Here is a 24,134-nt window from a genome sequence, read left to right on the forward strand (position 1 = left end):
AAGTAGCATTTTATACTCCTGTAATTGCCGTAAATTCTCGGCAAGAGCCGCCATTGGCCGCCACTTCGGACTATGTACTAAACAATTTTAATCCTATAATCCCGAATGTAACTAAAATAAAGCATATTACTTCGAATAAATTAACTGGTTCATTAAATAGATAAACTCCAAGTATCGAAGCTCCTATAGCACCTACTCCAGTCCAAATTGCATAGCATACTCCGATAGGTATAGAACGTATAGCGAGCGAAAGTAAATACGTACTAAGAGCCATGGAGAATATGCTAATTATTGATGGTACGAGATGAGTAAATCCACAACTATGCTTAAGTGTTATGACCCAGAACACTTCAATTAGTGACGATAAGAGTAAATATATCCAATTCATGCATAGATTTTTAGGTTTAAATAGAGAGCTTTAGCCCTATGGTTCCTATTACAATTAAAACGATACATAAAACTTGAGATAAATTAATATTCTCTGTGAAAGCGGTTGCACCAATTATAGTTATTCCAATTGTGCATATTCCAGAGGAAACTGCATAGCATACTCTAATAGGTAGAAAGCATGCTGCAAGAGATAAAAAATAAATGCTAATGATCATAATTACCAATGTTGCAATCGAAGGCACAACCTTAGTAAAACTGTTACTAAACTTTAGCGTTACAGCCCACAGTATCTCTAGGATACTAGACAGCAACAAATATAACCAGCACATTTTCGTAACATTTCAATCTTGTATTGTAACAGAAATTGTTAGTTAAAACTACACTAAAGTGCAATAGATCTCTCTTTCGAAATTACTTTAATATCAAACTTAAAATAACATCCTAAAAAACTTTTCTACGAAATTCAATTCCTGCACGTCATTTGCTGCATAAAGTGGTGTAGTTTGTTGTTCAATGCCTGGTATTTCTACAAAAACTTTGCCCACTTCTTGACCTTTTTTAATTGGTGCAGGTATCATATCTTTATATTCAATACGCACCTTAATTTGGTCATGCAATTTGCGGTTGTAAGTTATGGTAACATCGTTTACAACTGTAATAGGCACTTTTTTATCTTTTCCATAGAGAACATTTACTTCCTCAACTACGCTATCCTTAGCGAATATTTTCTTGGTGTTAAAATGATTTAAGGAGTATTGTATCAGTCTTTTTGCTTCTTCTATTCGCTCTTTCTCAGTGTTTAAACCATTTACGATAGCAAAAATTCTCCTATCATTTCGTTCTGCAGATGCTACAATGCCGTAACCGCCAGCATTTGTATAACCGGTTTTTAAACCGTCAACCCCAATATCGTGAAAAAGTAGAAGATTTTTATTCTTTTGTACAATTTCATTATATGTCAAATATTGTTCAGAAAATAAATCATAATATTCAGGAAAATCGGTGAAAATCCTTTTTGCCAGCATTACCAAGTCTTTTGCACTCATAAAATGATCTCCATCTGGCCACCCACTTGAGTTGACAAAATGACTGTCATTCAGATTCAAATTTTGTGCAACCTCATTCATTTCAGCCACAAAGTTCTCTTCTGATCCTGCAATGCCCTCGGCTAGTGTTATGCAGGCATCATTACCTGAAACTATTGTAATTCCTTCAAGTAATTCTCTCACTGTAACAAATTGACCTTCTTTCAAAAACATAGAAGAGCCTTTTCTTTCCCACGCTTTTCTACTTACTCGAAATTTATCCTCCATGTGTATTATTCCAGCTTTTAGATAATCGAATGCTACATATAAAGTCATTAGCTTGCTCATTGAAGATGGGGCCATTTTTTCATCAGAATTATGGTCAAAAATGAACGAGTCTGAAGCCAAATCTAAAACTACTGCTTGCTTTGCTTTGGTTCTAAACTGGTATGAGTATGAAGAAAAAGGAAGTATAAAAACTAATAGCAAAATTACCAATCTGCTTAACATATCTATAATTTTAAATTTATAGTGTACTAATTAATAGTATAATTTTACAGGGGCATTTCAATAGATCTCTTGCATAAAAATTCCTTGACAAACTCCGCCAGCCCCCTTATCATAAGGACAGTGAATAATTAGCTATCCTAGGTTTTTTGCCTTTTTTTCGTTTGCTTAATGTTTGTGGCTAAAGCAATTTAAGAGCCCGTGAAGGGTGTCATTCCAGCACTCCTTTTTTTGTCATCCGAGTAGCTGACACTGGGATCCAGAAAACTTAACTTTAAATAAGTGGCTGCATAATAAACCAGTGTCAGCTACTCGGATGACACTATAGGGGACTGGGATGACAGGAAAAGGGGCACTGCTGTTATAAAGGAACCAGTGTCAGCTACTTGCATGACACCCTCCCTTTCGGATGACACCTTTGTGTTTGAGGCAAAACTGGCCATAATATTTAACACNACTACCTCCGTAAACAAATGTTCTTACAATTGTGCGTCATGCGCTTTATTAAATATTTTACTTAAAAATCTAATTTCTTATTATACAAGAGATAAGCAANNATTCATTAATGATGAAAAATTACAAAAAGGGGCATAGAAAGCGCCTAAGAGCATGTCTTCAAACTAAGTAGAAAGGAGTTAAGAAGTGTGTTATAAGATATATTTTAAATGTACCCAAGCGATATAAGTGACAAAGAATGGAAGATGATAGAGCAATATTTTGAACCTAAAAAGACCGGCAGACCAAGAAAACACAGTATCAGAACGATTATCGATGCAATAAGGTATGTGATGAGAACAGGCTGTCAATGGAGACAACTACCTAAGAATTTTCCACCATGGAAAACCGTGTATAGTTGTAATTCGCGTTTAAAAAAAGTGGAATATGGCAAGAAATTCATGATTTTCTAGTTAAAAAACTAAGAAAGATAATTGGTAAGAATGAAACTCCATCAGTAGGAATAATTGACAGTCAATCAGTAAAAACCACTCAAAAAGGGGATCCAGAGGATATGATGCTGGCAAGAAAGTAAAGGGTAGAAAACGCCACATCGTTGTAGATACTCTAGGTCTTGTAATTGCTGCTGAAGTACACAGTGCAAGCATTCAAGATCGTGATGGTGCAACTAAATCTTTTTGTTCAAGCCAAATGCAAAGCTCCAACATTACGTAAGTTTTTTGCTGATCAAGGATATACAGGTAAATTGCAAAACCGCTGTTTATTGGAAACTGGATGTTTGTTGACGATTACCAAGAAAGTAGTTGATACAGGATTTCAGGTTATTCCTAAACGTTGGATTGTTGAGAGAACCTTTGCTTGGCTCTCCAATTTTAGACGTATGAGTAAGGATTATGAGCATTCTCCTCTCACTTCAAAAAATAACATCTTTTTTTAATATGATCACTATTATGCTTCACAAATTAGCTCATTCTTGAGTTTGAAGACATGCTCTAAGGGAGAAAATTATTTTAGATAATGGACAATCATTACTTGATTATGAGGTTTTAGAGCACATTTTATATTCAGCATACAGTAGAATTGATGTAAAACCGGTGGCAAAGAGTTTGATAGAAAATTTTGGCAGTTTGAATAAAGTTTTTAATGCTGACCTGGAAGCGCTATAAAACGTTGATGGTGTTAGCAATGCAGCGATATCTGCCATCTTTTGTGTAAAACAAGCCTTCGTTCGCTCTGCAAGAGAAGAAATAAAAGATCTGCCTATAATCGATAACTGGGAAAAATTGCTTGATTATTTAAGAATAAGTATAGGAAGCCTCAATAAGGAAAATTTTCGCGTCATCTATATGAATAAAAAGTACCGTCTAATAGCGGAAGACCTGCAAAACATTGGTACAGTAGATCAAACTCCTCTTTATGTCAGAGAGATCATCAAGCGCGCACTTTTGATTGGTTCAACATCCATTGTAATATCTCACAATCATCCAAGCGGAGATACACAACCTTCAAATAGCGATATATCTCTCACTAAACAACTAGCAGAAGCTTGCCAAAGTATAGGAATAGAATTAATAGACCACATTATTATTACATTCAGTAGCTATTTTAGTTTCAAGGAAAATAGGTTATTGTGAAAGCTTTTATAGCTACAGTAACTTAGGTTTATCGACAATCGTCATCCCGCTGCTTGTTAGCGAGATCTAGAGATACCGTGACGGTATGACGTAGGACTGCTGTCATTCCAGTGCTCCTTTTTTTGTCATCCGAGTAGCTGACACTGGGATCAAGTTTTCTTTACAAATTCACCAAAAGTTTTTCATTCTATAACGCAAAACCCATACTCACCAAAACCAATGCATTACTTGCAATTAAGTTTCCTGGATCCAAGTAGTCAGGGCACTGGGATGACAAGAAGAGGGCACTTGGATAACAAGAAATGGGATGGAAGATAGTAGTGCAAAAAGCCTCTTATAACTTACTTTTAAGTAGCCTAACCCATGCGTGCCAATCCCTCTCACCAAGATTGCTTTCAAAAGATAGGAGATCCTTTACAGCTTTTGAGCAAATTTCTTCACTTGGAATTGATAACTCCTTATTCATTGCTAACGCTAAACATTGAGTTTTGCACGCTTGTTCTAAATGATATGTGTAGAACATTGCTTCTTGTATAGTCCGACCACACGTTATGGATCCATGATTACGCATTAACATCACAAAATTCTCTTTCAGGTCAGCTATTAGTCTCTTTCCTTCTGCATCATCAAGTGCCAGGGAGTTATAATCATGGTAAGATATTTTATTATAAAAGTGCAGTGCCCATTGACTTGTAGGAATCAGCCCATCTTTGAGAGAGGAAACTGCCACAATAGAGGGTGTATGCAGATGAAAAATTGCTTGAATGTCTTTTCTTGCTTGATAAATAAAACCGTGGATTACATAGCCAGTTTTATTATATTGATATTCTGTACCCTCAATCACATTTCCATCAAGTGATACTCTCATCAATGAATTCTCATTTACTTCACTAAAGCGTATACCAAATGGGTAAATATAAAACGACTTTTGATCTTGAGAACGTACCGAGAGATGAGTGTATGTATGGTCATCCAGCTTAAGGTAAGACAAAATTTGATAGGCGTAAACCAGATCCCTTTTTACTTTGCTTTCTGTTAACATCACTGTTAAAATCTTCTGAAGATTTATACACGAAAAAAGGCTTGTAGTAAACTAATAAGTCTATGCCACTCCGTCTTGCTTTCTGAATACCAAACACTTTTGTGTTGTAACTTGCTTAAAAATAGTTATCGTTATTATATAGAATTTATCTTTCTAAATTACATAATATCTTAACCATAAAAATAATTTTCTATATAATATTTCATATGTTTTAAAGCTTCATTTTTATGTTATTATAAGTGTAGATTTTAACATTAAAGATAATATGGTAAATATTAATACAGAAAAACAGCTAACAGGATTTTTCATATACCTCTCTGGTCTTTCAGGAAGTGGTAAACTTTCCACAGCAATAGAATTATCCAGTATGATAGACGCATTAATTGTAGATAGTAGCTTCTCTAACAACACTCAAATTTGCTCTATATACAATGGTGTCTTTGAACATGATCAAATTCCTAAAGAAGTTCAAGAGAGAATATATGGCATTACACAAATTATGCTTCAGGCAATAGAAAATTATCCAATTGATTCAAAAAATTACATATTTATTGATGAGTTAACAAAAAATAATGACCAGGGTATGAGGATGTATGACTTAATAGTAAGGCTTAGTAAAAAAATGGGCACAGAAATCCTTCCTGTAGTACTCAGGTGCGATTTACCGACATTACAAAAGCGTATTGCATTAAAAAGGCAAAGAAAAAATAGGAGGGTGATTAATGTAAATAGCGTTATAGAGAAATTGAGGACTAACGATTCATTTATACCACCGAGTACCATAGAGATAGAAAATTCAAATATGAGTATAAAAGAAGTAGCTCAAGAGATAGTAAACCAGATGCACAAGCTTAGCCAAATTGCGTGTATGCAAAAGAATAATCTATAGCAATTTCATATACTGAGGCTCATTTAAATATAGAGCTTCAACTTCATTTAATTTTTGCTTGTTCTTCAGTCTATAATGAACTAATAGTCCTGCATGGCTAGCATTTAAATTGCAATCCATATGTGTACTGCTTGTAGCGTGACCAGGGTCACATGCTGCAGTTGGACCAGACAGCGGCAATAAATTGAAATCAAATAACTGCGTATAAAACCCTTGAGCATTTTTGATTATAGCTCTGATATTTTTTTTGCTATTTGTACAAAGCAAAGATATTGCATAGGCTTGAACTTCCAGTGCATTAACTCCGTATAACGGCTTATTTGTAGCAAGATTTATACCTTGTGCAGCTGATATACCAACTCTAATTCCAGTGAAACTTCCTGGTCCAACTACTACCGCTAAATGGTCTATTTTATCGTAGTTATAATTGTGCTTATTAAATAAAGTATTTAAAGTTTTAAAAAATGATTCTGCATGACTATTGCTGGTGGAATTGCGCTCTACAAAACAATTACCATCATAATCAACTATTGCTATTGAACTACCAATACCTACAGTATCAATCGCTAAAATAGACATTACTTAAGCTTATCATAGAGTTTTGCAAACATCATAGTAAAGGCACCATTACCCATAACATTTGCTGAAGTGATTATTGGATCAAACACTATATACAATGCTGTAATTAACGAAAGCATTTCTGGAGAGAATTTGAGATATTTCTCAAGAATAGGTAGCATTACCATAATTCCTCCTGCCGGCACTGCCACGATAGCAAACTTAAATAACAAAAAATAGAGAAGAAAAGTTACATAATCTATTGTGAACAATGAATAACCGGAGGCAATTATCATTGATAATATTATAATAAAAAAGCAATCACCTACTAAATGAAAGCTAGCAGTTATTGGTACAACAGACGATGCTATGTCAGGTTGCTTTGCATTTTTTTTGCTTCCTTCAAGAGTAAGCGGCATAGTTGCATTACTAGACATTGTGCTCATTGCAGTAATAAATGCCGGTATCATATTGCCTATACTAGCTATCCAGCTTGTAACCTTGAATGAATTTGCTGCTCCATATAAGAGGAAAACATAAAGGTAGGTTGCAGATGCTATAATAATGAAAATTATTGAGTAATCCTTAAATATTATAGATAAAACTTGATCATGCTGCATTTTTAAAGCAAGCCCAAGTACAAATATTGGAATAATCGGCGTCAAAAACGTTTTCAAAATAAAGAGAGTTAAATCTAACATTTTGTTCGAAAGCTCTTTGCTTTTCTTGGGTAGCAATGTGGACACTACTATGCTGGATACAAATCCACAAGCAAGGGCATAAAAATTAGAAAGGAGTAGCGGCAGCCTAAACGACCATAAAGGAACAATTGTTTCTTCATACGTTATGTCTTGTATTGAATGAGTGTTTTGTATGATAAAATGTCCAACAGAATAAGCTATTAAACTTGAAGCCAGATTCGATAAGAAGATCATTATAATAAGTAATAATATAAACTTTATAGCTGACTGCTTAAGATTGTTAACACTGCTAAAGATTAACGCAAAAATAACAAAAGGCATTATAAATAGCAAAACCTCTTTTATACTAAGGCTCACTGAGTACAAGAAGGTTTTTATTTCCATTGGAACTAAATGACCAAAGAATGCAGCTGAAGTGATGACCGTGAGTAAGATTAGTAGTTGTAGCACGTTCTTATATACCAATGTTCTATGGACATATATATGGTAAGTTAGTTGTTAAGTAAAGCAAAACTGCCTATTGCTACGAAACATTATGAAAGACAAGCAGCTTTTCCGCGCGTACTGTACGAATATTTTGATTTTAATCCACTAGGAAGGATGTTACCCAAGTAGCATGACATTTGTATCTGGAATCTATTTTGTACGCAATTCCATGATTGAATTACATTTTCATGTGAAATGTGACGTTCACAACATTCATGCAGCTGCAATTACTTTACCTATAGAATAAAGTCTAGTGTTACTTCACGCCAAATGTGGTGGTGCTGAGTAGGCAAGCCGGTTAATGGGCTACATTTATATACTGCACGCATTGCGTTATCTGCTATCGACCTGAAAAGTGGATTATTTCGATAGGAATCACTGTCTGCTACATCGGCCATAATTATCTCACCTTGACTGGATAATAATAAGTTGATTTTTATACTAAAATTTTCTTTGTAAGCTATGCTTTCAGGAATGCTCCAGCATTTTGTAAGTTTGTCTCTTATAGAGTTAATAATTTCTGTTACAACTAATTCATCCTTTTTGCTCTCAACGCTTTTTTCGTTTCCTACTTCATTCTTTGCCTCTTTAACATCCCTTCTTAGTTTCTTCTCTACACTTTTTTNTCTTTTTGGAACTGGAATGAATTCTTTACCCTCGTTAATAATGACTTCTTCTTGCATTTCGATAATTTGCCTCGGTTGTGTTACAACAGTGTGCTCAACCAATTCTTTTTTCCTTTGTGGTATAAGAACAACTGACGTATCATTCGTTTGGGCTTTTGTTGAAGGTAACGAAAAAAGCAGAAAACAACATGAAGATAAAAAAAGAATGTAATTAGAATAGAAAAAACGCATATGTTAAGCAGCTTGTTTTACTGGTTTAAAGCTAATATTGCATGTAAAGTCAATATATTTTAGTTGATGGACAAGTTTGAAGTAAATAAGGAATCCCTTCAAAGTTGCAGGCAAGCGAAAGATTGCCTTCTCGACAGACAAAGAATTATATAATGGATTAAAAATAACCGTATGACAAAAATTATAGCAAAAGAATATACAGAATTTTTAGAGCAGTTGAAGGATCATATTGCAACAAACCATTATAAAGCAGCACTTGCAGTAAATAGTAAGCTCATATTGCCTTTGTATTAAATAGGACTTGATCTGACACTTAAAATAAGTAAGTTAAGAATAATAAAAATAAGGAGTGTTAGAAACAGGTGTGTGGGAAGAAGTAAAAAGTGTATTAAAAAATCCAGATAGGATGGTGAAGGAGTACCAATGTAGAATTTCAGAACATAAGAATAAATTATTAGATGAAAGGTTTGCAAGACGTGAGAGTCAATTAAAACAAAGTATTAAAGAACTTATAAACAATTATTATAGTTAAGAGAATACAAGTGAGGAAAAATATATAAGTAAGGAAGAATTTAAGCAGGCAATGAAAAAAATGAAGCAACGTTTAAAAGAGATTGAAGGAGAGAAGAAAAAGGTGATTGATCAAAAGGAACTACGGCAGCAAATGAATCTTATTATAAATAGCATAAAGGGCTTTTATTCTAGTGTTAAATCGGAATTGGAACACCTAGATTGGCAAGCTAAACGTAGTCTTATTAGGACATTAGTAAAAGAAGTCAACATTGATCTTGATGAAGTAAATTTGGTATTTAAGAGCATGTCTTCAAACTCAAGAATGAGCTAATTTGTGAAGCATAATAGTGATCATATTAAAAAAGATGTTATTTTTTGAAGTGAGAGGAGAATGCTCATAATCCTTACTCATACGTCTAAAATTGGAGAGCCAAGCAAAGGTTCTCTCAACAATCCAACGTTTAGGAATAACCTGAAATCCTGTATCAACTACTTTCTTGGTAATCGTCAACAAACATCCAGTTTCCAATAAACAGCGGTTTTGCAATTTACCTGTATATCCTTGATCAGCAAAAAACTTACGTAATGTTGGAGCTTTGCATTTGGCTTGAACAAAAAGATTTAGTGCACCATCACGATCTTGAATGCTTGCACTGTGTACTTCAGCAGCAATTACAAGACCTAGAGTATCTACAACGATGTGGCGTTTTCTACCCTTTACTTTCTTGCCAGCATCATATCCTCTGGATCCCCTTTTTGAGTGGTTTTTACTGATTGACTGTCAATTATTCCTACTGATGGAGTTTCATTCTTACCAATTATCTTTCTTAGTTTTTTAACTAGAAAATCATGAATTTCTTGCCATATTCCACTTTTTTTTAAACGCGAATTACAACTATACACGGTTTTCCATGGTGGAAAATTCTTAGGTAGTTGTCTCCATTGACAGCCTGTTCTCATCACATACCTTATTGCATCGATAATCGTTCTGATACTGTGTTTTCTTGGTCTGCCGGTCTTTTTAGGTTCAAAATATTGCTCTATCATCTTCCATTCTTTGTCACTTATATCGCTTGGGTACATTTAAAATATATCTTATAACACACTTCTTAACTCCTTTCTACTTAGTTTGAAGACATGCTCTAAAGCATTCATTTTTCAATAGAGTAACCACTTCTTTTTTAATTTTCTCTCTTTTTTTCTCCTATCTCTACTTGCTATGCAACAAAGCCGCCCTCCTGGTAGCACAATATTCGTGCAGTTAACTACTTTCGTGGCACCGTTTAATCTTTATGCTAGTTTTACTAAAAATTATAGTATTTTAGGTATAATTGCAATATCTAAATTTAAGGTATAGGGATGAACCCTACAATCAAGAGAATTTTCAATATTTTTCTTATAGTATTATTTATTTCTTTCTCTCATGTTGGGAGTGCTGCTAACGCCAATGACGATACAACTGCTCAAGTAATATGTAATATCATTGGCTACGTTTGGGGAATAGGCGGACCGCTTATGACCGTAGTGATAATAGGTGCAGCTTTGCTTGCGATATTTGGTAGAATGCCATGGCCAGCTCTTTTTGCACTTGGTGTATTTTGTGCTGTATTTTTCGGTGCTAAAACTATTGTGACAAAAGTAATGGGTGGTATAGGCGGCACAGGAAATACTTCTTTGATGGACCAATGTGGAACAGGAGACACAAAAAAGAACTAATAGGGTTATTTTTTTCTAAAACAGACCTNNGACGCACGGCTTCAACTATATCTTCCACTTGTGGTAATGCTTTTTNTTCCAGATTTGTAGCATAAGGTAAGGGGATATCCTTGCCAGTTACACGTATAACTGGAGCATCAAGGTAGTCAAATCCTTGTTCCATGACAACGGCTGACAGCTCTGCTCCTATTCCTGCAAATGGCCATCCTTCTTCTACACTAACTAATCTATTAGTCTTCTGAATAGAGTTAATAACAGTTTGAGTGTCAAGTGGTCTTAAGGTTCTAAGGTCAATAACTTCAGCTTCTATACCTTCACCTGAAAGTAAATCTGCTGCGTTTAAAGCATCCATTAATTTTAATGAGAAAGCAGTGATAGTTACATCCTTTCCCTCTCTTATAACAGCAGCTTTGCCTATCTCAAGTAGATAATCTTTATTTGACAGCTCAGAGTCAGAAACTTCATGTTCATGTCCGTAAGCTATTTCGTTTTCTAGAAATATTACCGGACTCAGGTCACGAACTGCAGCTTTAAGCAAACCTCTGCAATCGGAGGCGAAGTAAGGTGCTATCACTTTTAATCCCGGTATATGCGAATACCAAGATGCAAAGCATTGAGAGTGTTGTGCAGCAACTCTTGCTGCAGCACCATTTGGCCCACGAAATACTATGGGGCATCCAAGTTGCCCACCTGACATATAATTCGTTTTTGCTGCGGAATTCACAATTTGGTCAATAGCCTGCATAGAAAAATTAAAAGTCATAAACTCGACTATTGGCTTTAATCCAGCAAATGCTGCTCCAACAGCAAGGCCAGCAAATCCATGTTCGGTAATAGGTGTATCAATTACCCTACTTTCTCCAAACTCTTTCAGTAATCCTTTCGTTACTTTATAAGCACCATCATACTCTGCAACTTCTTCACCCATGATAAGCACATCAGGGTCGTTTTGCATTTCTTCTCTAATTGCTGTGCATAAAGCTTCTCTTACACTTAAGGTTGCCATTTATAAACTTTTGTAGACTTTAACTAAAGTAACTATATCAGAATTACTAGGAAGCGTACAAATTAAGTTTTACAAACACCATGTTGTACTGAACTTTGAGTAGCTACTTATTTCAATTCAGTGGTGGGTAAGGTCACATTTAATATTGTTAGAAAATCAACAGATTATGAAGAAAATAGGAATTTTTGGGCAAATAATTAGACAAAAAGGCTGTATATATAGGTGGTTAAAACAGGCTATTGTGGCTGGTTTTATGTTATACTAAACACTATAGAGAAAAGTTTGAACGGGTGGGACTAGTGCGATTCGAACGCACGACCTTCGGATTAGGAGTCCAACACTCTATCCTGCTGAGCTATAGTCCCGTGTTTCCTACCATGTATGTAAAGTTATAGCAAAAAATCCTTCTCTTTCCTAGATTTCTTGCATAACCAATTTATGACGACAAAACATTTCTGTACTTCTTGAGTATAATGCTATTATATTTAATAACATGGTTTAAGTAAGATTAATGCTAGTTAACAACATTGGTTATTTTTATAACAATCAAAACAACTTTGTTTTAAGCAATATAAACATTAAAGTAAAGAAAGGAAATGTTGCATGTTTNATGGGGGAGTCTGGCTGTGGCAAGTCAACAATTTTGAAGTTAATTGCGGGGATAGAAAATCCAAAATCTGGAACCATTTTTATAAATGATAGGTTAGTTGCAAGCAATAAGGCATCAGTTGCTATAGAGCATAGAAATATTGGATTGGTTTTTCAGCATCCTGCATTATTTCCTAACAAAACAGTAGTGCAAAATATAGCCTTTGCTATCCGCAGCTTTTCCAATAGAGAAAAGCACCTCATTGCATTGGAAATCTTGAAGTTACTCGATATAGCAAAATATGAAAATATCTACCCTAACGCTTTATCTGGAGGACAGCAACAATTAGTTGCAATAGCAAGAGTGATGGCACAAAATCCTGATGTTGTGTTGCTAGATGAACCATTTTCTAATTTAGATATAATGCGCAAGTGCGAAACAAGACAACATGTATTGTCCCTTTTTAGAAGTAAAAATATCCCTGTGCTAATAGTAACTCATGACCCGCAAGAAGCATTGGAAGTTGCAGATTTTATCTACGTAATGGAAAATGGTAAAATTATTCAATCAGGAGTTTCTAGCGACATATACCATAGGCCTAAAGATGCTACGCTAGCAAAGTTTTTTAGTGAGCTCTCTTCTAGATAGTCCTCAACAACTCATGATATAAATATATCTTGAGGAAAAAAAGCTAGTATAAGGTAAGAAATATTATACTAGAATGGAATGTATTAAGTGCAGCGGCAGGTGCGTTAAGAACGGTAAGTTGAAAAGCGGAAAACAACAATATAAATGCAAAGAATGTGGCAAGCAATTCGTGGAAAATGCAAAGAAAAAGTATATTACACAGGAAGAATGGAATTTAGTAGATAGTTGAAAGAATTTCTATAGCGGAAGAGTTACAGCAATCTCAGAAACCCATTTACAAAATTATGTAAATAAAAAATACAACAACGTAAAAAAAAATTGAGGAGCCATATAGAGTCAATACCAACAAACGTAAAATAGTAGTAGAATGCGACGAAATGTGGAGTTTTGTTGGTAAGAAGACAAAAAAAGTGTGGTTGGCAATGAACCAGACAGATAATTGGGTTACATGTTGAGGCAGTGAAGATGCAGCTAAACTATTTCAAAACAAGCATATAGCAAGAATGCTACTTTTATTTCTGATAAACTAGACTCTTATACTGCAAATTTTCCAGCAATACTTCAAGTTTATAAACACTCTGGTCTATATAGAGCGGTTTAATTGCACAATGTGGCAAAGGTTTAGTCAGAAAAACTTTGTCATTTTCCAAGAGTTTAAGCAACCATATAGGTGCCATTTGGAATTTCGTCCATCACTACAACCTCATCATGAGTTGTTGAGGACTACCCAATAATTTTATTGAAAGTAAAGATAGTAATGCCGATGGAAGGGATAAGCAAGAGCTATGGTTGAAGCGTAGACTTCGTAAACAACATGTTGCCATCCACTTCCGCNNCCTAACAAGTATAGTGCGGCTTGGCTAAAATTAAACTAGCCATATCAGACCGCGGAGAGAACCATGGAAGCATGCTATTTTTAATTTATATCAAGGATTATGGAGGAAATATGCTATTTTGATCTATGTGAAAATTATTGTTGACTTGTACGCAATTAGAGAACCATTTCCAGCAACCAAAAACAGCTAGCGTGTTATCTAAGTGGAGAAAGTAACCTCTCTCCACTTAGATAACAGGTAGTTGTGCTAATTAGGCAAAGAGTGATTAACTTATTAATAAAAAATATGGAAATATATACCAACTAAAATAATGTTATTAGTCGTAAAAAGTTAGCGTTCTAAAACATTTTATTGTACTATAAAAATCCCTGTCTCTCCACTTTTTCTGAGTAAGGGGGCTTTGTTGCATAGCGAGTAGAGATAGGAGAAAAAAAGAGAGAAAATTAAAAAAAGAAGTGGTTACTCTATTGAAAAATGAATGCTTTAGGGAGTGTATGCCACAGAAAATGAAAGTCAGTAACAATAACGAGTATAATCAATTTTTAGAAAAAAGAGGAAATGTCTTTCATTTCATTGATGAAGCTATAGAAAACTGGTATGAAATTTCAGAAAAGGTTGCAGGTGGAAATAACATTTACAGCGATAAAGTTGTCATTGCAATACATATAATTGTTAATCTATTTAGAATAGGTTTAAGGCAAGCAGTTGGATTCATAAAAGGATATTTAGAAGGTATAGGGAAGAATCTGCAAGTGATGAGCTATTCACAGGCTTGTCGCCGACTAAACAAACTTAATTTGAAACTGTGTGATCACAGAACAGATAAAAATGATATGGAGAATATTGAAATTGCTATAGATAGTACAGTAATCCATATTTATAGCAACAGCACTCAACATAACAAAGATAATGCCAAGATAAGGAAATATAATGGTAGAAATCAAGCAAGAAAGCTACATGTTGCTTTAGATATAAACAGTAAAAAGGCAATAACAACTCGATATACTAATTTCCTTTCACATGATAGCGTATCAGCATCGGAAATACTAAAAGAAATAGGTGATATCTATAAGATTAAGTCTCTTCGTGCAGATGGAGCTTATGATACAGCAAATTTATATAAGTTATGCAATAAGTATAATTTAAAACCCATAATAAAGCCGAGAAAAAATGCAAAAATCTACAATGATATAGATCATTTATCGGAACGAAATAAGAACATCAATATAAGAAAAGCATACAATTTAAGTCAGTGGAAAAAGAAGACAAGGTATGGAACACGATCACGTATTGAGAGTTTTTTCTTTAGGGTTAAAAAAACATTTGGATTTAGTTTTAAGAATAAATCCAAAATAAATCGTTCTCAAGAGATGATCTTAAAATGCTACTTGATTAACAAATTTACTGATATCGGTATGCCTATTTTCGAATTTGCCTCGTAAATCCCTTACATCACACCTTCTCATTGGTAGCCATGCAACAAAGCCGGCTAAAAATAGGCGGTAAAAGTAACGACAGTCAAGTTAAAGTGAGTGTAGGATTAAAGGATCAATTGCCGACAAGTATAAGATTTTGTAAAGGACAAGAAGAAAGTAGTGAAGATATAGCATTAGTGAGAGCAATTAATGAAGCTAAAGTTGAAAAAGAGGATATTTTATTATTTGATAGAGGAATCAGAAAAGTTGGAACTTTTGCCGAATTTGATGAAAAGGAGTACAAATTTATCACAAGAGTTAAAGTGGGAAGAAAACATGATGTTATAAGCAGGAACAAAGTTATAAGAGAACAAAAATCGGATGGATCAGAGATTTTAGAAGATATAATAGTTAATCTTTATCGTGCACGAGGTAAAGTGGCAGAAAAGCATGATCTACGGCTAATAAAAATCAGAAATAAAATTGGAGATGAAATATGGTTTTTGACAAACTTGTTTGAAATGCCAGCTTATGAAGTAACAGAGCTATATAGGCGCAGATGGGATATAGAAGTGTTCTTTAAATTTATAAAGCAAAATCTTGGATATAAGCACTTTTTAAGCCATACTATGAATGGCATGAAGGTGTATATTTACATGATTATTATTACGGCTTTGTTATTTCTTGTTTATAAAATCAAAAATAATCTACATGGGTTCAAAATAGCATTACTGCAATTCACATTGGATCTAAATGACTCTTTTATACGTTCGATTGTTTTACTGTCGGGAGGTAATTTACATGCCGTTGATCATCTCATATCACGTTATTTTTGATACTTTCAACACTTATGGGGTCTGGGCACTGGGATAACACCTTCCTGGTAGACAATGTTCGTACAGTTATATGTCAGCTACTTTCATGACACCATCTTGGATGGAAATAACGTCACGCGCTGGAATGACAAAGAAGAGTGGGCTTTCATATGGTTATACAAGAGGTCTACTGAATGTAAACCAGTTTCTCACACACACATTTTACTACGCGATCAGCACTGATATTAAAATGCTCATAGAGTGTTTTATAAGGTGCTGATTCTCCGAAGCTTTTCATGCCAATAAATATACCGTTTGAACCTATATATTTATGCCAACCCATTTCACTTCCGGCTTCAATTGCAACTTTGATGCTGTCATTATTTAATATCGCCGCTTTATATTCATCACTTTGCTCGTCAAAAAGCCTCCAGCATGGCATAGAAACAACCCTTGTACTTATGCCTTTTTCCTGCAATTTTTCCCTTGCTTCAACTGCAATTTCAACTTCAGATCCAGTAGCAAATATTGTCACTTTTAATTCTTTTGAACATTCACACAAAACATATGCACCAAACTTCGATGGATTGGTAGATTGATCGATATCAGAATGCATGTAATTGACATTTTGCCTTGAAAGCGCAAACAGTGCAGGTGACTCTTTTTTTTCGAGTGCAATGCTAACACACTCTAGAGTTTCAACTGCATCGGCTGGCCTAAAAACATACAAATTTGGTATAGCGCGCAAAGAGGCTAAATGCTCTATTGGTTGGTGAGTTGGACCATCTTCTCCCACTCCAATTGAGTCATGAGTCATGACATACATAACCTGCTGTTTCATCAAAGCTGAAAGACGTATAGCAGGACGGCAGTAGTCAGAAAATACCAAAAAAGTGCCGCCATAAGGAAGAATCGCGCCGTGAAGTGCCATACCATTCATACATGCTGCCATAGCGTGCTCTCTCACTCCATAGTGGACATAAGAACCACTATAATTATTACTATCTATTACCTGCATGTGCTTATATTTAGTGCAATTTGACCCAGTAAGATCAGCAGAACCGCCGATTAATTCCGGCATAGACTCAGTTAAAAGTTCCATTACTCTGCCAAAAGAAGATCGAGTAGCTTCGTTTGGCATTAGCTTACATATTTGTTTCTTTAGACCAGCCAAAACACTATCGATATTATCTGGTAGGCGTTTATCTATCCGCCTTTGAAGTTCTGCATGATACCCTGTCATCCCAGCATTCTCTTTTGTCATCCCAGTGCTTGAAACTGGGATCCATTCTTTTTCTTCTTTCTTGGTCACGCGCTGGAATGACATCGTGTAGTTTTGTTTTGCTCTCTCAACAGTTTTCTTCCAGGCATTTTTCACATCTTCTGGCACATGGAATGGTTCATAATTCCAGTTTAATTTCTCTCTCATCTGTTTGATGTCTTCCTCCGAAAAAGCACCACTGTGAGCAGAGGATGTGCCAGCACGGCTTGAAAACTTTCCGATAATGGTTTTGCAGCAGATCATTGTAGGTTTATCAGACTTTTTTGCTTGCTCTATTGCAAAGGATATGGCATCAAAATCATGGCCATCAATTTTGTCAATATTCCATCCATACGCTAAGAAGCGTTTCTCTACATCATCAGAGCAGGAAAGGCAAGTAGCGCCATCTATAGAGATATCATTATCATCAAAAAGGGCTATGAGCTTATTCAATTTAAGATGCCCAGCAAGTGATGCTGCTTCATGGCTTATTCCTTCCATAAGACAGCCATCCCCTAGCATCACGTAAGTGTAGTGATTAATTAAGCTATCTCCAAATTGTTCTTTAAGAATCGATTCAGCAAGTGCCATACCAACAGCAGTGGCAAACCCCTGACCGAGCGGGCCTGTTGTTGCCTCTACTCCGAAAGTCAAGCCAAACTCTGGATGACCTGGGGTCTTGAATCCCATTTGCCTGAAGTTCTTTAGCTCATCTATGCTAATATAACCTGTCAAATATAATATTGAATATAGTAACATTGACCCATGACCGTTTGATAAAACAAAGCGATCCCTATTGAACCATTTAGAATCATCAGGATTATGATTCAGATATTTAGCAAACAAAACAGTTGCAACATCTGCCATGCCAAGTGGCATACCTGGGTGCCCAGAGTTCACTTTTTGTACTGAATTAATTGATAAAAAACGGATGGCGTTTGCCATAGATTCCAAAGGTAGATGATTCATAGAAAAACTTAAAAATGAAGTATAAAAGATTATACCAACAAAAACAAGTTGACACTAAGTGCCAAAATCCTTAATAATCTAGAGTTGAATCGTGAGAGTTTTTATATGACAACTGTTATCACTAGAAAGTATAGGATTAGCCGTAGACTTGGTGTAAATTTATGGGGTAGAGCTAAAGACCCAGTAAACAAAAGGAAATACCCTCCAGGTCAACATGGTATTCTTGGATTTAAGAAGTTATCTGACTTTGGTAAGCAGTTTGCTGCACATAAGAAATTTAAGTTTTACTACGCGATTTCAAGTAAGCAGCTCAGACGTACATTTTTAGATGCTTATAACAGAAAGGGTTATACGGCTGATAATTTTATCGGTATCTTAGAATCGAGATTGAGTTCTGTTTTATACCACTCTGGTCTTGTTCCAACAATTTACTCAGCAAAGCAGCTCATATCTCATAAACACGTTACAGTTAATGATAAGGTGGTTAACATATCGAGTTATCGAGTGAAACCAGGTGATATAATAAAAATAAGAGAAAGGGCAGCAAAAATCCCTATAGTAGTAGAGACTGCGCAAAGACAAGAGCGCAAGGCCCCGGATTATTTAGAAGCAGATAGTAAAGAGCATTCAGTGAAATATTTGAGGTCGCCTCAATATTCTGAGGTTCCTTATTCAGCAGACATGGGAGTCAATTTAGTAATAGAGTTTTACTCTAGATAGATAAAAAAAGCCCGTGTGGCGGAATCGGTAGACGCAGCGGACTTAAAATCCGTGGGTTTTGCGACCTTGGGAGTTCAAGTCTCCCCATGGGCACCAATTTAACTTAGCAGATAAATACAAAAAAGTATGAAATGGCTTGATGTAGAAGATATTGTAGAAGCTCTGGAGGAAAAATTTCCAGATGAGAATATAATTAGTATCAGATTCACTGAGCTTAAAAAAAAGGTCTTGAGTTTAGAGGAATTTGATGATGATGAAAAACGCTGTAACGAAAAAATACTCGAAGCCATTCAAGCAGCTTGGATTGAGGAAAGATTAGCAATAAACCATACGCAAATGTGATTTCTATTGCAATTATTGCTTTTCAGAAAAATATTAGTAGCATTAAACAACAGCCTGATATTAGTTTTAATTCTTTTATCAGTTAATTCTTGTCTGTCAGATTAAATCTTGTCTTTTACAGAATTTGGGAACTGATTTTTAAACCAAGTATATTGACGTTTCGCATAGTGTCTTGTGTTTGTTTGAGCAATTTGTATCGCTTCGTCTAAATTAATCTCACCTTTCAAGTATTTTATAATTTCTGGCACTCCGTGTGCTTTCATAGCTGGCAAATGTGGAGCTAGGTTCATGCTAAGTAGCTTCTTTACTTCATCAATTGCTCCATTTTCAACCATTGTAATGAAACGAGAATTTATTTTTTGATATACGTTTTCACGCTTAGGCAAAATTGTGTGTATCTTAAAATTATTGAACAAGGGAGGCTGTCTATGTTCTTGCCACACAAAAATTGACTTGCCAGTTTCGGTGATAACTTCAAGTGCCCTTGAAAGGCGATGCAAGTCATTCATGAATATTTTACCCTGAATTTTTGAGTCTTTACTTAGCACTAACTTATAGAACTCTTCTTTACTTAAATTTTTGCTTAATTCACTTACATTTTTCCTCACTTCCTGACTTATTTGTGGCATTGATGATAAGCCCTTGATTAAGCTGCTAATGTAGAGCCCACTTCCTCCAGTGATGATAGGTATTTGAGCATTTTCTAATGCGTGATTAACTTCTTTTTCTAAATCCTCTAACCATAGACCCACGGAATAATTTTCTTTTGCTGAAACATAACCATATAGTTTATAAAATTCTTCTTGCTTTGGCGGTTGAGCAGTAATTATGGGAATTTCTTTGTATACCTGCTTTGAATCACAATTTATTATGCTGATATTATTATATTCTTTTATCAGGTTATCACACAATTCTGATTTACCTGAGGCCGTAATTCCTGTAATAATTACTATATTATTTTTCATTTATATTAATTTAATTAACGTATGATAGAGTGTAGTAAAAATTTGGGTCCTACAATCTAAAATTTGGAGATTTTTATGGCAGAAAAAAACGATAATGATTCATTTGCTAAGCGTTTTGCAAACAGGATTTCTAATAATGGAAATGCTTCAGGAGGAGGTTTTTCCAGCAAGTATTCATCTCAAAACACCAAAGAACGTGCATTAGGGGAAAAAGGAAAAATTTCTGAATTAGCAGGCAAAAAAAACGAATCTAAGGAAGCTTTTTCTGAAAGCGGTGGTATCAAAAGCAAAAGCAGAACTGTCAATGAAAGATCTTTTGCTGATGCAACAAAAAGAAGTAGATCAGATCTCATATATTTAGTCCGTGGTAAAGATCGTGGAAAATCAGCGTGGCATTATGTATTAGTTGATAAAGAGAAAAGAGAAATGTTTCTAGCAAAAAGCAGAACTGGCTCTATAGATGTTGCAGACTATGGAGAGATTTTGTATTCAGGATGGGGAGAGGATCCACCACAGGCAATAATGGATAAAGTCAATGAAGAGTTTGGGTTGTAGCAAATCTGCATAACAAATGGTAAGCTGCGTTGCATTACGTTCACAAAAACTAGCAGTTACTATATAAGATACAATGCAACACTAGTTGTTATGAATAAGTTTTTAGCTATATGGTATCTAAAATAATAAATGCAATACAGAATAACTTGTTAGTGTGTTTTCCAACAGAAACAGTGTATGCTCTTGCTTGTAATGCATTAAATAATAAATCTATAGGAAAAATATATCAGATAAAGAAACGCTCTCAAAATAAGCCACTGTCTATATTTGTTAGTGATATTTACAATTTGACAAAAATAGCAAAGCTAAAGAAAAAGTATATTGGTTTAGTAAATCACTTTTCTCCTGGACCAATTACCTATATTTTACCACTTAAAAACAACAATATATTGCCAAACGAGTTCTTTAAAGATAGTATAGGCATCAGAATCCCTAAGCATCCTATTGCAATTTCAATATTAAATAAACTGAAAGTTCCAATAGTTGCAACTAGTATAAATATTTCAGGAGAAAAAAGTTTATGTAAGGCAGACGATATACCACAATCCATTAAGCAACATTTATCTGTAGTGATTGAAGATGATGAACTAGTTTCTGGTACAGAATCTACTATTATTGACTTAACCGAAGATAAGATTAAGGTTTTAAGGGAAGGTGCAATTTCATTACAAACAGTAAACAACGCATTTTCAAACTAAGATCTATAGGAGAAAGAATGAAAAAAGTAATAGGTCACAACCAAGCCAAAAAAAAATTAATGAACAACTTGTCTGTTCAGTCTTGGCTGATCTGTGGTAAAAAAGGTATAGGAAAAGCAACACTTGCAAAATCCTTCTCCAATTGGTTACTCATAAAAAGCTATAATGAAGTAGCATTGGACTTACACATTGTTGAAGGTGATACTATCGGAATAGAAAAAGTCAGAGAAATGAAAAACTTTCTACACTTAAGTCCTATTCAATCAGAACACAAAATAGCTATAATAGATAGCTTAGAGGCAATGACTAATAACGCTAAAAATGCAATATTGAAAATATTAGAAGAGCCGCCAAAAAATTCTAAGATATTTATAATTAGCCATAAGCCATATGATATACAAGCTACTATCCGGTGTAGGTGCTTTCAGCTGAATTTACTCCCATTAACTTATGATGAAACAAAGCAAGTTGCTTCATCTCAATGTAAATCTGATGATAAAACGTTTGATGAAATGATTACTTTATTTCCTGGAATGCCAGGAATGATAATAAATGCAATAAGTAGTGATGCTTATGAAGCATACAAATGCTTTTATAAATTCCTTCATGATTTAAAGAATCCCAATATGATTAATAAAGTAATTAATAGCGAAATCGAACTAGAATTAGCATCATATATAATTCAGGCCTTCATTTTAGAAAGCATAAAGAGAGAGGTAAATGGTGTTGAAATTTTACTAGGTCAGTGGAAAAAAATAGATGAACTTTTTGTTATTGCTAAGCAACTCCACTTAGATAAAAAGCATGTTTTAGCTAATGTAGTTAATATCATGACATAAGTTTACAAAGTATAATACTTTTAACATAAATTCATGATAAAATCCTGTTAATTTAATACTTGAAGTATATAATTTGACTGATAATAAATTAACTGTATGGCAATCAATAGAAGTTTTGACAAAAGCCATACTGAACATGCAGAAAGAATTGAGTTCAATCAAGAATATAGCTTTAGACCAGGACGTCACCTTAGAAAAAGGAAAGGAGTTGTTAAGCGGCATCTATGAGGCAAATTTAAAGTTAAACAAGGCAATCAATATAGCCACTTTGCCAAAAATTGGCTATCATATGCTAAATGGTGAGCTTGTTGTACGTAATCATATTACGGAAGAGGAAGTAAAGATTCCTAGAGATTTTCATTACCTTAAAGTCGTTAAATCCGATCATGATGATTATAAATTAACGTTTTGTAATTTTTTAGGTAACGAGTTTTTTGAATATAAAAAGTATGATCCACAATATTCTGGCGTTTCAGATGAATATAAGTTTGTGGATTTTGGTAGTGTAAAAAAGACTCATAATCTAAAATTTAAGGAATACGTTGGTCATGCACCTAAATTTTTTGCTGCAGAAGGGCCTATTGAGCCTGGATTCCAAAACCATGTAATTGATCTATTTGAGCTAGTCAAAAGTGGTAAAGGTAGAAAAGTGGGAACCTTTGCTGATGAATTTGGTTATTTTGATGATCAAAATAAATTACATTATTATAATTATCACAAAAGTGTAGAAAGTAATACTTATGATCCTGAAAATTTCAGTGTAAAAATGATAAATATAGATGTGAGCAAAATCGATAAATTCTACCTCATTGCAGAACAAGGTGATATAATCATTCATCCTATTTGGGAAAATTTAGACATATTTTAAAGTTTTTTTTAGAGTATCTAATTTTGAGCATGTCTTCAAACTCAAGAATGAGCTAATTTGTGAAGCATAATAGTGATCATATTAAAAAAGATGTTATTTTTTGAAGTGAGAGGAGAATGCTCATAATCCTTACTCATACGTCTAAAATTGGAGAGCCAAGCAAAGGTTCTCTCAACAATCCAACGTTTAGGAATAACCTGAAATCCTGTATCAACTACTTTCTTGGTAATCGTCAACAAACATCCAGTTTCCAATAAACAGCGGTTTTGCAATTTACCTGTATATCCTTGATCAGCAAAAAACTTACGTAATGTTGGAGCTTTGCATTTGGCTTGAACAAAAAGATTTAGTGCACCATCACGATCTTGAATGCTTGCACTGTGTACTTCAGCAGCAATTACAAGACCTAGAGTATCTACAACGATGTGGCGTTTTCTACCCTTTACTTTCTTGCCAGCATCATATCCTCTGGATCCCCTTTTTGAGTGGTTTTTACTGATTGACTGTCAATTATTCCTACTGATGGAGTTTCATTCTTACCAATTATCTTTCTTAGTTTTTTAACTAGAAAATCATGAATTTCTTGCCATATTCCACTTTTTTTAAACGCGAATTACAACTATACACGGTTTTCCATGGTGGAAAATTCTTAGGTAGTTGTCTCCATTGACAGCCTGTTCTCATCACATACCTTATTGCATCGATAATCGTTCTGATACTGTGTTTTCTTGGTCTGCCGGTCTTTTTAGGTTCAAAATATTGCTCTATCATCTTCCATTCTTTGTCACTTATATCGCTTGGGTACATTTAAAATATATCTTATAACACACTTCT

The 24,134-nt window shown here is 34.6% G+C and carries 31 protein-coding genes, 2 tRNA genes and 2 pseudogenes; 20 read left to right on the top strand and 15 right to left on the bottom strand.

Annotated features, from left to right (window positions below):
• Window positions 1-70: 70 nt before the first annotated feature.
• The 3 genes from NOX90_RS03025 to NOX90_RS03035 all read right to left on the bottom strand — a co-directional run bounded on the left by NOX90_RS03025 (window position 71) and on the right by NOX90_RS03035 (window position 1,925).
• Window positions 71-388 carry a DMT family transporter gene (locus NOX90_RS03025; protein WP_375604462.1) on the bottom strand — a complete coding sequence of 106 codons (318 nt, stop codon included), beginning with the start codon at window positions 386-388 and terminating at the stop codon, window positions 71-73.
• Between the two features lie 16 nt (window positions 389-404).
• On the bottom strand, window positions 405-719 hold the full coding sequence (locus tag NOX90_RS03030) for a DMT family transporter (RefSeq protein WP_250294651.1): 315 nt from the start codon (window positions 717-719) through the stop codon (window positions 405-407).
• A gap of 99 nt (window positions 720-818) precedes the next feature.
• Window positions 819-1,925, bottom strand: coding sequence for a D-alanyl-D-alanine carboxypeptidase family protein (locus NOX90_RS03035; protein ID WP_375604463.1), 1,107 nt, complete (start codon window positions 1,923-1,925; stop codon window positions 819-821).
• A 662-nt stretch (window positions 1,926-2,587) separates the two neighbouring features.
• Here NOX90_RS03035 and NOX90_RS03045 point away from each other — a divergent pair.
• The 4 genes and pseudogenes from NOX90_RS03045 to radC all read left to right on the top strand — a co-directional run bounded on the left by NOX90_RS03045 (window position 2,588) and on the right by radC (window position 4,012).
• Window positions 2,588-2,830 carry a transposase gene (locus tag NOX90_RS03045; RefSeq protein ID WP_375603621.1) on the top strand — a complete coding sequence of 81 codons (243 nt, stop codon included), beginning with the start codon at window positions 2,588-2,590 and terminating at the stop codon, window positions 2,828-2,830.
• A 64-nt stretch (window positions 2,831-2,894) separates the two neighbouring features.
• Window positions 2,895-3,092, top strand: a complete 198-nt coding sequence (locus NOX90_RS03050) for a transposase (protein WP_375604568.1) — start codon at window positions 2,895-2,897, stop codon at window positions 3,090-3,092.
• Entirely contained in the window at window positions 2,998-3,315 is a 318-nt protein-coding gene (locus NOX90_RS03055; RefSeq protein ID WP_375604464.1) for a transposase, read from the top strand. Before NOX90_RS03050 ends, NOX90_RS03055 begins: the two co-directional genes overlap by 95 nt.
• A gap of 67 nt (window positions 3,316-3,382) precedes the next feature.
• A pseudogene (gene radC, locus NOX90_RS03060) lies at window positions 3,383-4,012 on the top strand (RadC family protein).
• Window positions 4,013-4,346: 334 nt separating this feature from the next.
• On the opposite strand, the gene NOX90_RS03065 reads toward radC, so the two are convergent.
• Window positions 4,347-5,054 carry a class II aldolase/adducin family protein gene (locus tag NOX90_RS03065; RefSeq protein WP_375604465.1) on the bottom strand — a complete coding sequence of 236 codons (708 nt, stop codon included), beginning with the start codon at window positions 5,052-5,054 and terminating at the stop codon, window positions 4,347-4,349.
• A gap of 265 nt (window positions 5,055-5,319) precedes the next feature.
• Between NOX90_RS03065 and NOX90_RS03070 the strand changes: the two genes are divergently transcribed.
• Complete coding sequence (locus NOX90_RS03070) at window positions 5,320-5,943, top strand: hypothetical protein (protein WP_375604466.1); 624 nt, start codon at window positions 5,320-5,322, stop codon at window positions 5,941-5,943.
• On the opposite strand, the gene tsaB is transcribed toward NOX90_RS03070, so the two are convergent.
• The 3 genes from tsaB to NOX90_RS03085 form a co-directional block, all read right to left on the bottom strand.
• Entirely contained in the window at window positions 5,938-6,522 is a 585-nt protein-coding gene (gene tsaB / locus NOX90_RS03075) for a tRNA (adenosine(37)-N6)-threonylcarbamoyltransferase complex dimerization subunit type 1 TsaB (RefSeq protein ID WP_265021948.1), read from the bottom strand. The two genes, NOX90_RS03070 and tsaB, sit on opposite strands and share 6 nt — an antisense overlap.
• Window positions 6,522-7,652 carry a cation:dicarboxylate symporter family transporter gene (locus NOX90_RS03080; protein ID WP_375604588.1) on the bottom strand — a complete coding sequence of 377 codons (1,131 nt, stop codon included), beginning with the start codon at window positions 7,650-7,652 and terminating at the stop codon, window positions 6,522-6,524. The genes tsaB and NOX90_RS03080 overlap by 1 nt, the downstream gene beginning before the upstream one ends.
• Before the next feature lie 272 nt (window positions 7,653-7,924).
• Window positions 7,925-8,545 carry a hypothetical protein gene (locus tag NOX90_RS03085; protein ID WP_375604467.1) on the bottom strand — a complete coding sequence of 207 codons (621 nt, stop codon included), beginning with the start codon at window positions 8,543-8,545 and terminating at the stop codon, window positions 7,925-7,927.
• A gap of 171 nt (window positions 8,546-8,716) precedes the next feature.
• Between NOX90_RS03085 and NOX90_RS03090 the strand changes: the two genes are divergently transcribed.
• From NOX90_RS03090 to NOX90_RS03100, 3 genes are read left to right on the top strand one after another with little or no spacing between them, the layout of a single operon-like run.
• Window positions 8,717-8,839, top strand: a complete 123-nt coding sequence (locus tag NOX90_RS03090) for a hypothetical protein (RefSeq protein ID WP_375604468.1) — start codon at window positions 8,717-8,719, stop codon at window positions 8,837-8,839.
• 55 nt (window positions 8,840-8,894) lie between these two features.
• A complete protein-coding gene (locus NOX90_RS03095; protein ID WP_375604469.1) occupies window positions 8,895-9,077 on the top strand; it encodes a hypothetical protein in 183 nt (60 codons plus the stop codon).
• Window positions 9,078-9,128: 51 nt separating this feature from the next.
• On the top strand, window positions 9,129-9,389 hold the full coding sequence (locus NOX90_RS03100; RefSeq protein WP_375604470.1) for a hypothetical protein: 261 nt from the start codon (window positions 9,129-9,131) through the stop codon (window positions 9,387-9,389).
• Here the strand turns inward: NOX90_RS03100 and NOX90_RS03105 are convergent.
• Entirely contained in the window at window positions 9,375-9,833 is a 459-nt protein-coding gene (locus tag NOX90_RS03105; RefSeq protein ID WP_375604575.1) for a transposase, read from the bottom strand. The genes NOX90_RS03100 and NOX90_RS03105 overlap by 15 nt on opposite strands.
• The gene (locus tag NOX90_RS03110; protein WP_375603639.1) at window positions 9,776-10,141 is read right to left on the bottom strand and encodes a transposase; all 366 of its coding nucleotides are present in this window, start codon (window positions 10,139-10,141) and stop codon (window positions 9,776-9,778) included. Before NOX90_RS03110 ends, NOX90_RS03105 begins: the two co-directional genes overlap by 58 nt.
• Window positions 10,142-10,417: 276 nt before the next feature.
• On the opposite strand from NOX90_RS03110, the gene NOX90_RS03115 reads away from it, so the two are divergent.
• Entirely contained in the window at window positions 10,418-10,774 is a 357-nt protein-coding gene (locus NOX90_RS03115; protein WP_375604471.1) for a TrbC/VirB2 family protein, read from the top strand.
• A 5-nt stretch (window positions 10,775-10,779) separates the two neighbouring features.
• Here the strand turns inward: NOX90_RS03115 and NOX90_RS03120 are convergent.
• Window positions 10,780-11,780, bottom strand: a pseudogene (locus NOX90_RS03120) (pyruvate dehydrogenase complex E1 component subunit beta).
• A 291-nt stretch (window positions 11,781-12,071) separates the two neighbouring features.
• Window positions 12,072-12,145: transfer RNA gene (locus NOX90_RS03125), tRNA-Arg, on the bottom strand.
• Between the two features lie 146 nt (window positions 12,146-12,291).
• On the opposite strand from NOX90_RS03125, the gene NOX90_RS03130 reads away from it, so the two are divergent.
• The 4 genes from NOX90_RS03130 (at window position 12,292) to NOX90_RS03145 (ending at window position 16,104) form a co-directional block, all read left to right on the top strand.
• On the top strand, window positions 12,292-13,017 hold the full coding sequence (locus NOX90_RS03130) for an ABC transporter ATP-binding protein (RefSeq protein ID WP_375604472.1): 726 nt from the start codon (window positions 12,292-12,294) through the stop codon (window positions 13,015-13,017).
• 73 nt (window positions 13,018-13,090) lie between these two features.
• Window positions 13,091-13,246, top strand: coding sequence for a hypothetical protein (locus NOX90_RS03135; RefSeq protein WP_375603647.1), 156 nt, complete (start codon window positions 13,091-13,093; stop codon window positions 13,244-13,246).
• Window positions 13,247-14,347: 1,101 nt separating this feature from the next.
• The gene (locus NOX90_RS03140; protein ID WP_375603607.1) at window positions 14,348-15,295 is read left to right on the top strand and encodes an IS5 family transposase; all 948 of its coding nucleotides are present in this window, start codon (window positions 14,348-14,350) and stop codon (window positions 15,293-15,295) included.
• Window positions 15,296-15,327: 32 nt separating this feature from the next.
• Window positions 15,328-16,104, top strand: a complete 777-nt coding sequence (locus tag NOX90_RS03145; protein WP_375604473.1) for an IS4 family transposase — start codon at window positions 15,328-15,330, stop codon at window positions 16,102-16,104.
• Window positions 16,105-16,270: 166 nt separating this feature from the next.
• On the opposite strand, the gene tkt is transcribed toward NOX90_RS03145, so the two are convergent.
• Window positions 16,271-18,313 carry a transketolase gene (gene tkt, locus NOX90_RS03150; protein WP_375604474.1) on the bottom strand — a complete coding sequence of 681 codons (2,043 nt, stop codon included), beginning with the start codon at window positions 18,311-18,313 and terminating at the stop codon, window positions 16,271-16,273.
• Window positions 18,314-18,418: 105 nt separating this feature from the next.
• On the opposite strand from tkt, the gene rpsD reads away from it, so the two are divergent.
• The 3 genes from rpsD to iscX all read left to right on the top strand — a co-directional run bounded on the left by rpsD (window position 18,419) and on the right by iscX (window position 19,375).
• Window positions 18,419-19,033, top strand: a complete 615-nt coding sequence (rpsD, locus tag NOX90_RS03155) for a 30S ribosomal protein S4 (protein WP_375604589.1) — start codon at window positions 18,419-18,421, stop codon at window positions 19,031-19,033.
• A gap of 9 nt (window positions 19,034-19,042) precedes the next feature.
• Window positions 19,043-19,129, top strand: a tRNA-Leu gene (locus tag NOX90_RS03160).
• A gap of 30 nt (window positions 19,130-19,159) precedes the next feature.
• Window positions 19,160-19,375 (top strand): Fe-S cluster assembly protein IscX, encoded by a 216-nt coding sequence (gene iscX / locus NOX90_RS03165; RefSeq protein ID WP_375604475.1) that lies wholly within the window; start codon window positions 19,160-19,162, stop codon window positions 19,373-19,375.
• A gap of 101 nt (window positions 19,376-19,476) precedes the next feature.
• Here the strand turns inward: iscX and miaA are convergent, their stop codons facing one another.
• Window positions 19,477-20,340, bottom strand: a complete 864-nt coding sequence (gene miaA / locus NOX90_RS03170; RefSeq protein ID WP_375604476.1) for a tRNA (adenosine(37)-N6)-dimethylallyltransferase MiaA — start codon at window positions 20,338-20,340, stop codon at window positions 19,477-19,479.
• A 75-nt stretch (window positions 20,341-20,415) separates the two neighbouring features.
• Between miaA and NOX90_RS03175 the strand changes: the two genes are divergently transcribed.
• The 4 genes from NOX90_RS03175 (at window position 20,416) to NOX90_RS03190 (ending at window position 23,300) form a co-directional block, all read left to right on the top strand.
• Entirely contained in the window at window positions 20,416-20,895 is a 480-nt protein-coding gene (locus NOX90_RS03175; RefSeq protein WP_375604477.1) for a hypothetical protein, read from the top strand.
• A gap of 110 nt (window positions 20,896-21,005) precedes the next feature.
• On the top strand, window positions 21,006-21,593 hold the full coding sequence (locus tag NOX90_RS03180) for an L-threonylcarbamoyladenylate synthase (protein WP_375604478.1): 588 nt from the start codon (window positions 21,006-21,008) through the stop codon (window positions 21,591-21,593).
• Window positions 21,594-21,610: 17 nt separating this feature from the next.
• Entirely contained in the window at window positions 21,611-22,432 is an 822-nt protein-coding gene (locus tag NOX90_RS03185; protein ID WP_375604479.1) for an AAA family ATPase, read from the top strand.
• Between the two features lie 73 nt (window positions 22,433-22,505).
• On the top strand, window positions 22,506-23,300 hold the full coding sequence (locus tag NOX90_RS03190) for a hypothetical protein (RefSeq protein WP_375604480.1): 795 nt from the start codon (window positions 22,506-22,508) through the stop codon (window positions 23,298-23,300).
• A gap of 41 nt (window positions 23,301-23,341) precedes the next feature.
• On the opposite strand, the gene NOX90_RS03195 is transcribed toward NOX90_RS03190, so the two are convergent.
• On the bottom strand, window positions 23,342-23,800 hold the full coding sequence (locus NOX90_RS03195) for a transposase (RefSeq protein WP_375604575.1): 459 nt from the start codon (window positions 23,798-23,800) through the stop codon (window positions 23,342-23,344).
• Window positions 23,801-23,864: 64 nt separating this feature from the next.
• Complete coding sequence (locus tag NOX90_RS03200) at window positions 23,865-24,107, bottom strand: transposase (RefSeq protein WP_375603621.1); 243 nt, start codon at window positions 24,105-24,107, stop codon at window positions 23,865-23,867.
• Between the last annotated feature and the right edge of the window lie 27 nt (window positions 24,108-24,134).

The sequence above is a fragment of the Wolbachia endosymbiont of Anurida maritima genome (assembly GCF_042182995.1).
In the GTDB taxonomy this organism is placed as follows: domain Bacteria; phylum Pseudomonadota; class Alphaproteobacteria; order Rickettsiales; family Anaplasmataceae; genus Wolbachia.